Genomic DNA, 12,962 nt, shown 5'->3' with positions numbered 1-12,962 from the left:
GTGGGGAGTTGGTGCGCGTTCCACGATCTTCCCGCGCCGGAGGTGTGCAGTCTTGGGGGTTACCTGAGGGTAAGTCATGTTCGTTCCAGTATGGCCGTGACGCCCTGACCGCCCGCCGCGCACACGGAGATCAGGCCGCGCCCCGGGCCGTCGCGCTCGGCGAGCAGGGTGGCCAGGGTCGCCACGATACGGGCGCCGGTCGCGGCGAAGGGATGGCCGGTGGCGAGGGAGGAGCCCGCCACGTTCAGGCGGGCCCGGTCCACCGGGGCCAGGCCGCGCTTCTCCCAGGCGGCCAGCGTGGCCAGCACCTGGGACGCGAACGCCTCGTGGATCTCGACGAGGTCGAAGTCCCCGGTTCCGAGCCCGGCCCGCTCCAGCATCCGCGGGACCGCGTACGCGGGGGCCATCAGCAGCCCGTCCTCCCCGCCCGCCACGTCCCCGCCGGCGAAGTCCACGGCCGCCGTCTCGTACGCCGTGAGGTACGCGAGGGGTTCGACGCCCCGGGCCTCGGCCCACTCCTCGCTCGCCAGGAGCACTGTCGCGGCGCCGTCCGTCAGGGGCGTGGAGTTGCCCGCCGTCATCGTGGGGCCGGGGCCGTCGAGCCCGAACACCGGCTTCAGCGCGGCCAGTTTCTCCACCGTCGAGCCCGGGCGCAGGTTCTGGTCGCGGGCCAGGCCCCGGAAGGGGATCACCAGCTCCTGGAAGAGGCCGCGTTCGTACGCCGCCGCCAGCCGCCGGTGGCTCGTGGCGGCCAACGCGTCCTGTTCCGCACGGGTGATGCCCCAGGCCCGTGCGGTCACCGCGGCGTGCTCGCCCATCGACAGGCCGGTGCGCGGCTCGGCGTTGCGCGGGATGTCGGGGACGAGGTGTCCCGGGCGGACCTTGGCCAGGGCCTTGAGCCTGCCGCCGGTGGTCTTCGCCCGGCGGGCCTCCAGGAGGATGCGGCGCAGCCGGTCGTTGACGCCGAGCGGCGCGTCGCTCGCCGTGTCGGCGCCGCCCGCGATCGCCGACTCGGTCTGCCCGAGGGCGATCTTGTTGGCGGCGGCGATCACCGCCTGGAGTCCGGTCCCGCAGGCCTGCTGGATGTCGTAGGCGGGGGTGCGCGGGTCGAGTGCCGAGCCGAGGACCGTCTCGCGGGCGAGGTTGAAGTCCCGGCTGTGCTTGAGGACCGCGCCGGCCACGAACTCGCCGACCGCGCCCGGCTCCTGGAGCCCGTACCGCTCGACCAGGCCGTCGAGGGCCACGGTGAGCATCTCCTGGTTGGAGGCGGTGGCGTACGGCCCGTCGGAGCGGGCGAAGGGGACGCGCGTGCCGCCGAGCACGGCGACGCGGCGCGTGGACTGCTGTGTCAGTGGGCTCATCTCGGACCGCTCCTCACCCGCGACATGGACTTACCGGCGGTAACACTACCGCACGCACAACCGCGCAGGGCGGGAACGAAGAGGATTCACGGATCCATACGGGAAAAAATCCCGGACAAATCAAGGAATGCCGTGAATCGCAGTACGGTCACCTTCGCCAATAGCCGATCACCATTCACCATTCACCATTCACCATTCACCGATCACCGATCACCGATCAGAGGAGAATTACGGGATGACGATCCACGACCGTCCGCGGTCAATAGCGCGCCGTTCACTTCTCGTGGCGGCCGGAGGAGCCGCGCTTGCGGGCCCCCTGGTCTCCGCCGCCGCACCCGCGGCCCGTGCGGCGGCGGGCGGGCGACTGCCGCTGACCGTCGTCAACAACAGCGGCGAGTTCAAGAACGCGTCGGTCCATGTGTACATCGTGGGGACCCGGAACGACCGGCAGGTCAGGGTCGACCGGGCCGGAAACGCCGTCCCGCTCGCCCTCGCGGACAACAGGACGGGCGGGTTCACCGACTACGCGATCCCGCTCGCGGCGAAGGGCGAGACCCATCTCTCCCTCCCCCGTATGTCGGGCCGCATCTACGTGTCCCTGGGCGGGAAGCTGAAGCTCAGGGTGGTGCGGGACGGCAACGGGCGGCCCGCGCTGCAGACCCCGGCCGGCTGGGTGGCGTCGGACCCCAACCACCCGGTCCTGCACGACTGCGCGGAGTTCACGCACAACGCCGACGGGATGTTCTGCAACACGACCATGGTCGACATGTTCGGTGTCCCGATGAGCCTGCAGCTGACCGGGCGCGGACGGCACACCACCGGCGCGGTGCGCAAGGGCGGCAGGCGGGCCGTCTTCGCCGCCCTGCGACGGCACGAGGCGTTCGACCGGCTGGTGGTGAGCGACCTGCGGGCCCTCGCCCCCGGGCACGGCCTCGACGCCGGACGCTTCCCGGGGAACTACTACGGCCCGTACATCGACCGGGTCTGGCAGCGGTACGCGCGGCAGAACCTCACCGTCCGCACCAACGCGGGCACCTTCACCGGCCGGGTACGCAACGGGAAGCTGACCTTCCACGGTCCGGCCACGCTCACCTTCGACCGGCCCACCACCCGCGACATCCTCTTCTGCGACGGCAGCCTTGCCGCGCCCAACGACGGCCTGCGCGGCCCCGTGGCCGCGGTGCTCGGCGCCGGGTTCAACCGCTCCGTGCTGCTGCGCGCCGGCGCCCAGCCCACGACCGGCGCGGCGGCCTTCTACCGGACCCCCGTCACCAACCACTACGCGCGGGCGATCCACTCGGTGGTGAACAACGGCAAGGCGTACGGCTTCGCCTTCGACGACGTGGGTGACTTCGCCACGTACATCCAGGACAATGCGCCCCAGCGCCTGCGCCTGACGATCACGCCCTTCTGACCCTCCGGCAGACCACCGCCGCGTGCGGTGTGCCGCGGCATCGGCACACCGCACGCGGCGGTCGGCTCGCGGTGGGCGGATCAGAACTTCGCGCCGAAGTCCTGGGTCCAGTACGTCCCGTAGCGGGTGCCCGGCCTCTTCACGTACCCGACGCCCAGGTGCTCCAGCGAGCAGTCGAGGATGTTGGCCCGGTGGCCCGGAGACCTCATCCAGCTCCTCACCACGGCGGCGGCGGTCTTCGGGCCGGCGGCGACGTTCTCCGCGAGCGCGTTCCAGCCGGTGTAACCGGCGGCCCGCGCCCTGGTCACGATCGTGCTGCCGCCCGATCCGACGTGTCCGACGAAGTCGTGCCGTGCCATGTCGGCCGTGTGGCGCTGCGCGGCCCTGGCGAGCGCCGCGTCGAACCTCAGCCGGGGGCAGCCCGCCCTGGCCCGTTCGGCGTTCGTCAGCCTGAGTACGTCGGCCTTCAGCGTCCTGGGCGGGGGCGCGGCCGCCGAGGCCGGGGCGGCGGATCCCGCGGACAGTGCGGTCGCCGCGGCGGCGACGGTCAGGGCCGCGGCGAGGTACCGGGACATGAACATGTTCCCGCCCCCTCAGCAGCTCTTGTTCTTGCCCGGCGCGACGTGCAGGATCCGGGCGAACCTGTCGTACTGGGCCACCCGGTGGCGCACCTGGTCCGGCCTGCGGCCGTCGCACTCGACGGCGCCGTTGATACTGCGGACGGTCTGGCCGAATCCCGCCCCGCTCACCATGGCGCGGTGGCCGGTCATGGGGCCGGAGCCGGTCTGCCGCATCCAGAACCACAGGGCCGTCTTCCAGGCGACGACCGGGTTCTTCTGCACCAGGCCCGGGTGGTGCAGCAGGTCGATGCCGAGGGCGTCACCGGCGGCCTTGTAGTTGTAGTTCCAGCTCAGCTGGATCGGGCCGCGTCCGTAGTACTTGGCCCTGCCGGCCGGGCAGCCGTAGGGCCTGTCCGGTTCGCAGTAGTGGTCGTAGTTGGACTTGTCCAGTTCGACGATGTACTTCAGCCCACCGGTCTCGTGCGAGACGTTGGCGAGGAAGGCGGCGGCCTCACGGTTTCTGACGGCGGTGCCGCCGGTGTGGGCGAAGGCCGGGAACGCCTTCATCGCCTTCGTCAACGAGGCATACGTGTAGAACGCGTTGTGGTTCGGGAACATGCGGTTGAACTCGGCCTTGCCGACGACGAATCCGGCCTGAGCGGCGGGAGCGGCCTGAGCGGCGGAAGCGGCGGACGCCGTGGTGGCCAGCGGTCCGGCCAGGGTCGAGAGCGTCAGGGCCGCGAGCAGCCCGGTGAGTATGCGGGGCTTGGACATGGATCGAACTCCTCTGCTACCTGACGAACTTCCACTTGACGCCCTTGATGACGCCCTTGGCCGGAGCGGCCAGCCTCGCGAAGGCGGGCCGCCCGAGGTCGATGTGACGGGGGCCGCAGCCGGCGCACTTGTCCCGGACCGGCACGGTCACGGACTTTCCGCGGTAGGTCACGCGCACCTTGAGACCGCACAACGGGTCCTTGTTCGGGTTTGCCGCCGTCCACCATTTCGGCGAGACGGCAACGATGGACTGGTGCGCCGCGTCGACCGGCTTTCCGCAGGCTCCGGTGCCGCGGTCCGTGTAGAACGTGGCCTTTCCCTGCCGCACCGTTCCGACGGGGACCGCGGAGGCCGGACTCGCCTCCGCGACGCCCAGAAGGGCGGCCGCCACACCTATGGTGACGACTCCTCTGACACGCCGATTCATGAGCACGCTGAGTTTTTCCTCTCTGCGGGCGGGTGGAATGAGCACACCCGGACACCGGGATCTTAGAAAGCCGCCAATTTTGTCGTCGAGGACCGTCAATATTCCGGGTCCGGATTAAATGCCCTGCGGCCGGATTTACTCCGGCTCGCTTCGGTGGGCCGCCGCAGCAGGAATACGGCACCGAGGGCGGCGGCGAATTCGCCCAGTTCGGCGCGGCGGACCGGCAGCGGCGGCCGGGAGCCGCACCGCACGACGTTCGCCGCCAGTTCTCGCCGGACGGCTTCCATGAGCGCCGGTGCGGCGGTGACGAGTTCGCCTCCCACGACGACGACGCCGGGTGCGAGCGCGTTCGCCAGGCCGGCCAGCACCCGGCCCGCGTACGTGCCCGCCCGCCGTACCGCGGCGTGGGCGGCCGGTTCACCGGCGCACAGCGCGGCCGTCAGGTCCGGTACGTCCGCCGCGGCCCGGTAGGCGCGCAGTACGGCCCCGGTGGACGCCACCGTCTGCAGACATCCCCGGCCGCCGCAGGCGCAGGACGGGCCCGCGGGCTCCACGGTGATGTGCCCGAACTCCCCGGACCGGCCGTGTGCGCCGTGGTGCAGCGCGCCGGCGCTGACCAGTCCGCCGCCGACCCGGTCGGACAGTTCCAGGTAGAGCACGTCCCGCTGTCCCGCGGCCGCGCCCCGCACGGTCTCGGCCAGCGCCGCCAGCCGCGGGGCGGCGTCCAGGCGGACCCGGGTGCCGAAGCTGCGGCCGACCAGCGTCGCCAGGGCCCGCCGGTCGGCCGGGGCGGACGAGCCGGCGCCGGGGTCCGTCACCGAGACCCCGACCCCGTCGAACCCGTCGAGCCGAGGCCGCCCGCCGGTCAGGGTGTCCGCCAGCCGGCGCGCGAGGGCGACCCGCTCCGGCCAGGGCGCGTCGGCGGGACAGCGCTCAACGGCGGTGCCGACGTCGTCGTGCAGCACCGCCATCGCGGCCACCCGGACGGCCCGCCGGCCGAAGTCGACGCCGAGGACCCGCCCGGCGTCCGGGTTCAGCGCCAGCAGTTCCGCCGGGCGCCCGCGTCCGCGCGGTCCGGCGTCCGGCACCGTGGCGACCACCAGACCCTGGTCCACGAGCCTGCTGACGACCTCGTACAGCGTGGTGCGGGACAGTCCGCACAGTTCCCCCAGTTCTCCCCTGGTCAGGGGGCCCGACTGGCGCAACGACCGCAGCACCTGGTCCGAGTGCGTTCGCACGTCCGGCACTTCCGGCATCCCTCCCCCGCAGCAGTCCGAGCCTGCTGTGGGGAGGAACGTAGGAGCCGATCTTGTGAAATTCTTGTGACGGGCCCGGCGGGCACGCCGGCTCAGTCGGCGGGTACGCCGGCTCAGTCGGCGGCGGTCAGCCAGTCGCGACGGAGCAGCGGCAGGGTGTGCGTGACGTCCTGGACGCCGGTGACCGGCAGCCGCACCTCGAAGCGCGCTCCGGGTGTTCCGTCCGGACGGTCGGTCGCCACGATCCGCCCCTGGTGCAGGGCGACCTGCTGGGCGACCAGGGTGAGGCCGAGGCCCGAACCGGGGCTGTCCCGGCTGCGGTGGAAGCGCCGGAACACCGCCTCGCGCAGCTCCGGTGGGACGCCCGTGCCGTGATCGTCGACGGTGAGGACGGCCGCCGGTGCGCCGAACCCCTGGACGGCCCGCAGAGTCACTTCCATGCGGGCGTCCCCCGTCCTGGTGCGGCCGTGGGTCCAGGCGTTGATCAGCAGGTTGTCCACCGCCGAGCGCAGCCCCTCCTGCCAGGCGTGGACCAGCAGGCCGTCCGCGGCCCGCACGGTCGGCAGCGCGCCGGGGTGGGACCGGCGCAGGTCCCTGACGCAGGCGCGGACGAGCGCGCCCAGATCGAGCGTGGTGAAGGCGTCGGCCTCGACCAGATCGCCCTGGGCGAGCGTGCGCAGCATCCCCAGCAGTCCCAGCAGCCGGGCCTGTTCACGCGCCAGGTCGGCGAGCACCTCCTCGCGGTCGGCCGCGTCGAGGTCCGGGTACTCGGTGAGGACGTCGAGGTTGGTGCGCATGCTCGTCAGCGGGTTGCGCATCTCGTGGGAGGCCGCCGCGGCGAAGGACCGGGCGGTCTCCAGCGCCTCCCCCGCGCGCGCCGCCTGCTCGTCGTACCGGGCCAGTACGGTCCTCAGCGTGCCGGCGAGGTCGTCCACCTCGGTGACGCCGCTCGGCGTGTGATCCAGGCGGAGCACGGTGCTGCGGGGGTCGAGTCCGTTCGCCCGGTGCTGGAGGCGGCGCAGCGGCAGGGTGGCGCGGCTCGCGATGAGCCAGGCGATCGCCCCGGTGACGGGCGCGGACAGCAGGGCCACCGTCAGGATCCGGTGCCGAACCCGCGCCAGCTGCGCCCGGTAGGCGGTGTCCGGGGAGTACATCCACAGGTTGGGCCGGTCGGGGGGTGTGCCGTTCGGCGGTGTGACCCGGCGGGACATGACGAGCCACTTGGTGCCGCCCGGCCCCGCGCCGTCCAGGACGACGGGCTCTCTGGCCTCGTCCGGCAGTGACAGCGCCGGGTCGTGCCGCGGACCGGCCGCGACGACGCCGCCCGGTGCCCGCAGCCGGAAGCCCACGTCCGGCGACGAGACGACCAGTCGCCGCCGGGCGTTCCTGGCGGCGACGGGGTGGCCGGCCTCGACGGCCTGCAGATAGGCCTGGGCGTTGTGCGTGAGGGTCGTGGCGCGGGAACGCAGCTGTCTCTCCTGCTCGGCGCGCAGGTCGCCGGTGAACCAGTCCAGCAGCAGGTAGTTGGTGGCGAGGGCCAGCACGGGCACGATCACGGCGGCGGACAGCGCGATGCGGGTGGAGAGCCTCACGGGGCGGCTCCGGCCGCTCGCGCACTCCTGCCCGTGGGCCGGACCGTGCTCTCGCCCGTGGGCCGGACCGCGCTCTCGCCCGTCGGCAAGACCGCGCTCTCGCCCGTGCTCCCGCCGGTGCTCTCGTGCGGGCTCCCGTCCGTGCGCAGCACGAACCCGACGCCGCGCACGGTGTGCAGGATGCGGGGGCTTCCGTGCGCCTCCGTCTTGCGTCGCAGGTAGCTGACGAAGGTGTCCACGACGTCCGTGCGGACTTCGGCGTCGTACCCCCAGACCCGCTCCAGCAACTGGCCGCGGGTCAGGACGATGCCCGCGTTGCGGGCCAGCATCTCCAGCAGATCGAACTCGCGGAGCGTCAGTCGCAGGGGCCGTCCGTCCAGTGACGCCTGGCGGGCGGAGGGTTCCAGGACCAGGCCGCCGGCCCGCACGCGGTCACCGGCGGCCGGACGGCGCCTGCGCAGCAGGGCGTGCAGCCGCAGCGTGAGCTCCTGCAGGGCGAACGGCTTGACCAGGTAGTCGTCACCGCCGGCCTGCAACCCAGCGATCCTGTCCGCCACTTCGTCCAGACCGGAGAGCATGAGCACCGGCACGTCGTCCCCGCTCTCGCGCAGGGCCCGGCACACCTCGATACCGCTCGGCCCCGGCATGCGTACGTCGAGGACAACGATGTCCGGCCGCTGTCCGCGCAACGCCTCCAGCGCGGCGTGCCCGTCCTCGGCCAGCGTCACCTCGAAACCCCCCAGGCGCAGCCCCCGTTCCAGCGAACGCCGTGTGCTCACGTCGTCGTCGGCCACGAGAACCCGTCCGGCCCTGCCAGCCATGCGGCACTCCCCCCAGCGGTCCCAACTCTGCTTCCCCGAGGCGATGTTACGCGCGACAGAAGCACGGACACGGCGCCCGGGCCGGATGACGGGATGCCGCCATGACCGGCAAACCCACCGCCGACGACTACCGGCGGATCACCGAACCGCCGAACGCCTCACGGGCATCCGCCTGACGCCGGGGGCGCTCGCCTCCGCGCCGTACCTGTGCGGCCTCAGCGCGAACCCGTGGGAGGCGAGCGGGGTGCCCTGGGGCGCGGCCTTGAGCTAGAGCCCGCCCGGCGGCCGCCCGAATCCCGCGCGAGAACTGCTCCCGTCCCGCTCCTCACCCGCCCCGGGATTACCTCCGGTAACCTTACTTCCGGGTAAGCACTCGTGAGCGCGCGTGGACACGACAGAGTCGTAGGGGAGACAGGACATGGCCGACCGCTATCTCAGCTTCACCGGCACCGCACCCGGCCGCTTCCTCACCCGCCGGCTCGGGCTGCCGCAGCCCACGGCCCTGCGGCGGGACGCGTTCGACGGCGGCCTGCTGCACCTCACCGCCGGAAAGACCGGCCTCGACCTCGCGCCCGTCCTGGCCCGCACCGGCCTGCCCCGGGACGAGGACGGCCGCCCCGCCGCCGTCGTCCTCGACGCCACCGGCGTACGGGACACCGACGCGCTCGCCGAGGTGCACGCCGCGCTGCACCCCGTCGTACGGTCCGTCGCCGCGAGCGGCCGCGTGGTGGTGCTCGGCGCCCCGCTCGACCCGGCCGACCACCACCAGGCCGCCGTGCAGCAGGCGTTGGAGGGATTCACGCGCTCGCTCGGCAAGGAGATCGGGCGGGGCAGGACGGTCAACCTCGTACGGCTCACCGACGCGGCGGCCGCCGAGTCCACCCTCCGCTTCCTCCTCTCCCCCGCCTCCGCCTACGTCGGCGGCCAGGTGATCGAGGTCGGGACGGCGAGTGGGGGCGCAGGCCCGGACGACTGGACCCTCCCCCTCGCCGGACGCACCGCCCTGGTCACCGGTGCCGCGCGGGGCATCGGCGCGGCGGTCGCCGAGACGCTGGCCGGGCAGGGCGCCCAGGTCGTCGTCCTCGACGTGCCGCAGGCCGAGGAGGCGGCACGCCGGGCCGCCGAACGCCTCGGGGGCACCGCCCTCGCGCTGGACATCACCGCGGCGGACGCGGGCGAGCGCATCGCCGCCGCGCTGCCCGGCGGACTCGACGTCCTCGTCCACAACGCGGGCATCACCCGCGACCGGCGCCTGGTCAACATGCCCGCCGACCGCTGGAGTTCGGTCCTCGACGTCAACCTCGCGAGCGTCCTGCGCACCACGGACGCGCTGCTCGCGGCGGGCGCCGTCAACCGGGGCGGCAGGATCGTGGCGACCGCCTCCATCGCCGGGCTCGCGGGCAACGCGGGCCAGACCAACTACGGCGCGAGCAAAGCGGGGATCGTCGGGCTGGTCCGCTCCCTGGCGCCCCGCGCCCTCGCCGATCACGGGGTGACGGTGAACGCGGTGGCGCCGGGGTTCATCGAGACGAGGATGACGGCGGCGGTCCCGCTCCTCATCCGCGAGGCCGGCCGCCGCATGAACTCCCTCGCCCAGGGCGGACTGCCCGTCGACGTCGCCGAGACGACCGCCTGGCTCGCCCACCCGGCCTCCGGCGCGGTCAACGGCCAGGTCGTACGGGTCTGCGGCCAGAGCCTGCTGGGGGCGTGATGACCACCGCGGCCCCGACCACCAGCACCCTGACCGGCACCCCCGCCCTCGCCCCGCTCCTCGCGCGCGGCGCGCTCCTGTCGCCCCTCAAGCGTCCCCGCCCGGACGCGGACTTCCCCCGCACCCGGCTGGTCCTGCCCGGCCTGCGCGTCGACCTCGCGCGGCTCGCGGCGTACGAGCGGACGTGCGGGTTCGCGACCGGCGCGGACGCGCTCCCCGTGACCTATCCGCACGTGCTGGGCTTCCCGATGGCCATGCGCCTGATGAGCGGCCGCGGCTTCCCGCTGCCGCTGCTCGGCCTCGTCCACACGTCCGTCGGCATCATCCGCCGGGCCGCCATGCCCGCGACCGCCGAGTACGAACTCACCGTGTACGTCGAAGGGCTGGCCGCGCACCGGCGCGGCACCGAGGCGACGGTGGTCACGGAGGTCCGCGCCGGGGCGGACCCGGTCTGGGAGTCCCGCAGCACCTACCTGGCCCGGCACCGAACCACCGCCCGGCTCCCCGCCGGGGAGACCCCCTCGGCCGACCGCGACCCGCTCCCCGTGCGCGCCGAGTGGCAACTCGCCGGTGACGTCGGACGCCGCTACGGTGCCGCCTCCGGTGACCGCAACCCGATCCACCTGCACCCGCTCACCGCCCGCCTGTTCGGCTTCCCGCGGGCCATCGCGCACGGCATGTGGACCGTGGCCCGCTGCCTCGCCGAGCACGGGACACCGGACGCGGCCGTGGTGCGGGCGGAGTTCCGGGCGCCCGTGCTGCTGCCGGGGGCGGTGGCGTACGGGGCCGGGGACGGCCGGTTCGAACTGCGCGGCGGCGACGGAGGACGGCGGCTGCACCTGTCCGGCGAGGTCGGCCCCTACCCGGCGGCCTGAGCCACCGGCGCGGGCTCCGCCACCGTTCCGGGCTCCTCCGGTCTGGGCTCCCCCGACTCGGGCTCCTCCGGCTCGGGCTCCCCCGGTCCGGGCTCCCCCGTCTCGGGCTCCCCCGGTCCGGTCTCCTCCGGTCCGGGCTCCTCCGGCGCGGACCACGGCCGCCCCGCCATCAGGTCGCCCAGGCCGGCCCAGGCGAAGTTCATCAGGGTCGCCGCCGCCTGCTTCGCGGTGACGCCCTCGGTGGCGCCCGCCCAGTCGGCGAGCGACTCCGCGGCCCCGACCAGTGCCTCGGCCAGCCCGGCGACCTCGCCCTCGGCCAGGTGCGGGTCCCGGTGCGCGTCGCGCGCGGCGGCGGCGATCAGCTGCGTCACGAAGGCGACGATCTCCTCGCGCATCACCGCCACCTCGGCGGCGAACCGCTCCCCGTGCGTACGGGCGTGCAGGTGCAGCACCCGCCAGGCGTCCGGGTGCCGCGCGGCGTGCGTGAAGAACGCCCGCAGCCCCGACCAGAGTTGTCCGTCGGCGGACAGCCCCGGACGCACGCCGGCCCGCACCGCCTCGGTGAGGGCGCGGGCCTCGCGGTCGATGCAGGCGCTGAAGAGGTCGTCCTTCGAGTTCAGGTACAGGTACACCAGCGGCTTGGACACGCCCGCCAGTTCGGCGATCTCGTCCATCGACGCCGCCATGTACCCGCGCCGGCCGAAGACGCTCACGGCGGCGTCCAGCATCTGCTGCTCACGGACCGCACGCGGCATCCGCTTGGTCTTCCCTGCACCCATGCGAATCAGCGTACGGTCCGTGCGGCGGTGTTCAGGACGTCAGCGCCCCGGACGGGACGGTCAGGCGGCGACCGGAACCGGCTCCGACGCCTGCTTCTCCCGCTCCGGCTCGTCGATCGGCGAGGCGTGCGCCGCGTCGTAGGCCTTGCGGTCGAGCAGCCCCTCCCGGGCCGAGACGATCACCGGCACGAGAGCTTGGCCCGCGACGTTCGTGGCCGTGCGCATCATGTCCAGGATCGGGTCGATGGCGAGGAGGAGGCCGACGCCCTCCATGGGCAGGCCCAGCGTGGAGAGGGTCAGGGTGAGCATGACCGTGGCGCCGGTGAGGCCGGCCGTGGCGGCGGAGCCGACCACCGAGACGAAGGCGATCAGCAGGTAGTCGCCGACGCCCAGCTGGATGTCGAAGATCTGCGCGACGAAGATCGCGGCGATCGCCGGGTAGATCGCGGCGCAGCCGTCCATCTTGGTCGTCGCGCCGAACGGCACGGCGAAGGACGCGTACTCCTTGGGGACGCCGAGGCGCTCGGTGACCTTCTGGGTCAGCGGCATGGTGCCGACCGAGGAGCGGGAGACGAAGGCCAGCTGGATCGCGGGCCAGGCGCCCTTGAAGAACTGGAGCGGGCTGGCCTTGGCGACGGTGGCGAGCAGCGTCGGGTAGACCACGAACATCACGATGGCGCAGCCGACGTAGATGTCGGCGGTGAAGGTGGCGTACTTGCCGATGAGGTCCCAGCCGTAGGTGGCGATGGCCTTGCCGATGAGGCCGACGGTGCCGAGCGGGGCGAGGCGGATGACCCACCACAGGGCCTTCTGGAGGAGTTCGAGGACGGACTCGCTCAGGTTGAGGATCGGCTGGGCCTTCTCGCCGAGCTGGAGGGCGGCGATGCCGGCGACGGCGGCCATGAAGACGATCTGCAGGACGTTCAGCTCGGTGAACGGCGTGATGACGTCGGTGGGGACGATGCCGGTCAGGAAGTCGATCCAGGAACCGGTGTGTTCGGGCTTGGCGCCGTCGGCCGCGGTGAGGCCGGTGCCGGCGCCGGGGTTGGTGACCAGGCCGATGACGAGGCCGATGGCCACCGCGATCAGCGACGTGATCATGAACCAGAGGAGGGTGCGGGACGCCAGGCGGGCCGCGTTGTTGACCTTCCGCAGGTTGGTGATCGAGACGAGGATCGCGAAGAAGACCAGCGGTGCGACGGCCAGCTTCAGCAGGCCGATGAAGGTGTCACCGACCTTCTCCAGGGTGGTGACCAGCCACGATATGTCCTGGCTGCGGGCCAGCCAGCCCAGCAGGACGCCGAGGACGAGACCGGCGAGTATCTGGGCCCAGAAGGGCACCTTGAGGTACTTCGTGAAAGAAGAGGGTGAAGACACGGACATGCTCCGTAG

The 12,962-nt window shown here is 73.0% G+C and carries 11 protein-coding genes and 1 pseudogene; 3 read left to right on the top strand and 9 right to left on the bottom strand.

The window, feature by feature from the left end:
* Window positions 1–74 precede the first annotated feature (74 nt).
* Entirely contained in the window at window positions 75–1,361 is a 1,287-nt protein-coding gene (locus C4J65_RS19685) for an acetyl-CoA C-acetyltransferase (protein WP_115743589.1), read from the bottom strand.
* A 235-nt stretch (window positions 1,362–1,596) separates the two neighbouring features.
* On the opposite strand from C4J65_RS19685, the gene C4J65_RS19680 reads away from it, so the two are divergent.
* A complete protein-coding gene (locus tag C4J65_RS19680; RefSeq protein ID WP_115743588.1) occupies window positions 1,597–2,775 on the top strand; it encodes a beta-1,3-glucanase family protein in 1,179 nt (392 codons plus the stop codon).
* Window positions 2,776–2,855: 80 nt separating this feature from the next.
* Here the strand turns inward: C4J65_RS19680 and C4J65_RS19675 are convergent, their stop codons facing one another.
* The 6 genes and pseudogenes from C4J65_RS19675 to C4J65_RS19650 form a co-directional block, all read right to left on the bottom strand.
* Complete coding sequence (locus tag C4J65_RS19675) at window positions 2,856–3,356, bottom strand: CAP domain-containing protein (protein ID WP_115743587.1); 501 nt, start codon at window positions 3,354–3,356, stop codon at window positions 2,856–2,858.
* 12 nt (window positions 3,357–3,368) lie between these two features.
* A complete protein-coding gene (locus C4J65_RS19670) occupies window positions 3,369–4,109 on the bottom strand; it encodes a chitinase (protein ID WP_115743586.1) in 741 nt (246 codons plus the stop codon).
* Window positions 4,110–4,125: 16 nt separating this feature from the next.
* Entirely contained in the window at window positions 4,126–4,536 is a 411-nt protein-coding gene (locus C4J65_RS19665) for a cysteine/serine endopeptidase inhibitor (protein ID WP_115743585.1), read from the bottom strand.
* A gap of 95 nt (window positions 4,537–4,631) precedes the next feature.
* Entirely contained in the window at window positions 4,632–5,774 is a 1,143-nt protein-coding gene (locus C4J65_RS19660; protein ID WP_240330465.1) for an ROK family transcriptional regulator, read from the bottom strand.
* 131 nt (window positions 5,775–5,905) lie between these two features.
* On the bottom strand, window positions 5,906–7,384 hold the full coding sequence (locus C4J65_RS19655; RefSeq protein ID WP_115743583.1) for a HAMP domain-containing sensor histidine kinase: 1,479 nt from the start codon (window positions 7,382–7,384) through the stop codon (window positions 5,906–5,908).
* Between the two features lie 137 nt (window positions 7,385–7,521).
* Window positions 7,522–8,205 (bottom strand): annotated as a pseudogene (locus C4J65_RS19650) (response regulator transcription factor); the annotation flags it as partial.
* 418 nt (window positions 8,206–8,623) lie between these two features.
* Between C4J65_RS19650 and C4J65_RS19645 the strand changes: the two are divergent.
* On the top strand, window positions 8,624–9,916 hold the full coding sequence (locus C4J65_RS19645) for a 3-oxoacyl-ACP reductase (RefSeq protein ID WP_115743581.1): 1,293 nt from the start codon (window positions 8,624–8,626) through the stop codon (window positions 9,914–9,916).
* Window positions 9,916–10,791 carry a MaoC/PaaZ C-terminal domain-containing protein gene (locus tag C4J65_RS19640; protein WP_115746539.1) on the top strand — a complete coding sequence of 292 codons (876 nt, stop codon included), beginning with the start codon at window positions 9,916–9,918 and terminating at the stop codon, window positions 10,789–10,791. Before C4J65_RS19645 ends, C4J65_RS19640 begins: the two co-directional genes overlap by 1 nt.
* Here C4J65_RS19640 and C4J65_RS19635 read toward each other — a convergent pair.
* Window positions 10,776–11,570, bottom strand: a complete 795-nt coding sequence (locus C4J65_RS19635) for a TetR/AcrR family transcriptional regulator (RefSeq protein WP_240330464.1) — start codon at window positions 11,568–11,570, stop codon at window positions 10,776–10,778. The genes C4J65_RS19640 and C4J65_RS19635 overlap by 16 nt on opposite strands.
* A 60-nt stretch (window positions 11,571–11,630) precedes the next feature.
* Window positions 11,631–12,953 (bottom strand): dicarboxylate/amino acid:cation symporter, encoded by a 1,323-nt coding sequence (locus C4J65_RS19630; protein WP_115743580.1) that lies wholly within the window; start codon window positions 12,951–12,953, stop codon window positions 11,631–11,633.
* Window positions 12,954–12,962 lie beyond the last annotated feature (9 nt).

Source organism: Streptomyces sp. CB09001, from assembly GCF_003369795.1.
Taxonomy (GTDB): domain Bacteria; phylum Actinomycetota; class Actinomycetes; order Streptomycetales; family Streptomycetaceae; genus Streptomyces.
Note: the sequence above shows the minus strand (reverse complement) of the source record. Positions and strands in the feature narration are given on the sequence as shown.

Coding starts and splice junctions, on each gene's coding strand:
- C4J65_RS19685 (WP_115743589.1), bottom strand. CDS start 1,361: ATGAGCCCACTGACACAGCAGTCCACGCGCCGCGTCGCCGTGCTCGGC.
- C4J65_RS19680 (WP_115743588.1), top strand. CDS start 1,597: ATGACGATCCACGACCGTCCGCGGTCAATAGCGCGCCGTTCACTTCTC.
- C4J65_RS19675 (WP_115743587.1), bottom strand. CDS start 3,356: ATGTTCATGTCCCGGTACCTCGCCGCGGCCCTGACCGTCGCCGCCGCG.
- C4J65_RS19670 (WP_115743586.1), bottom strand. CDS start 4,109: ATGTCCAAGCCCCGCATACTCACCGGGCTGCTCGCGGCCCTGACGCTC.
- C4J65_RS19665 (WP_115743585.1), bottom strand. CDS start 4,536: ATGAATCGGCGTGTCAGAGGAGTCGTCACCATAGGTGTGGCGGCCGCC.
- C4J65_RS19645 (WP_115743581.1), top strand. CDS start 8,624: ATGGCCGACCGCTATCTCAGCTTCACCGGCACCGCACCCGGCCGCTTC.
- C4J65_RS19640 (WP_115746539.1), top strand. CDS start 9,916: ATGACCACCGCGGCCCCGACCACCAGCACCCTGACCGGCACCCCCGCC.
- C4J65_RS19635 (WP_240330464.1), bottom strand. CDS start 11,570: ATGGGTGCAGGGAAGACCAAGCGGATGCCGCGTGCGGTCCGTGAGCAG.
- C4J65_RS19630 (WP_115743580.1), bottom strand. CDS start 12,953: ATGTCCGTGTCTTCACCCTCTTCTTTCACGAAGTACCTCAAGGTGCCC.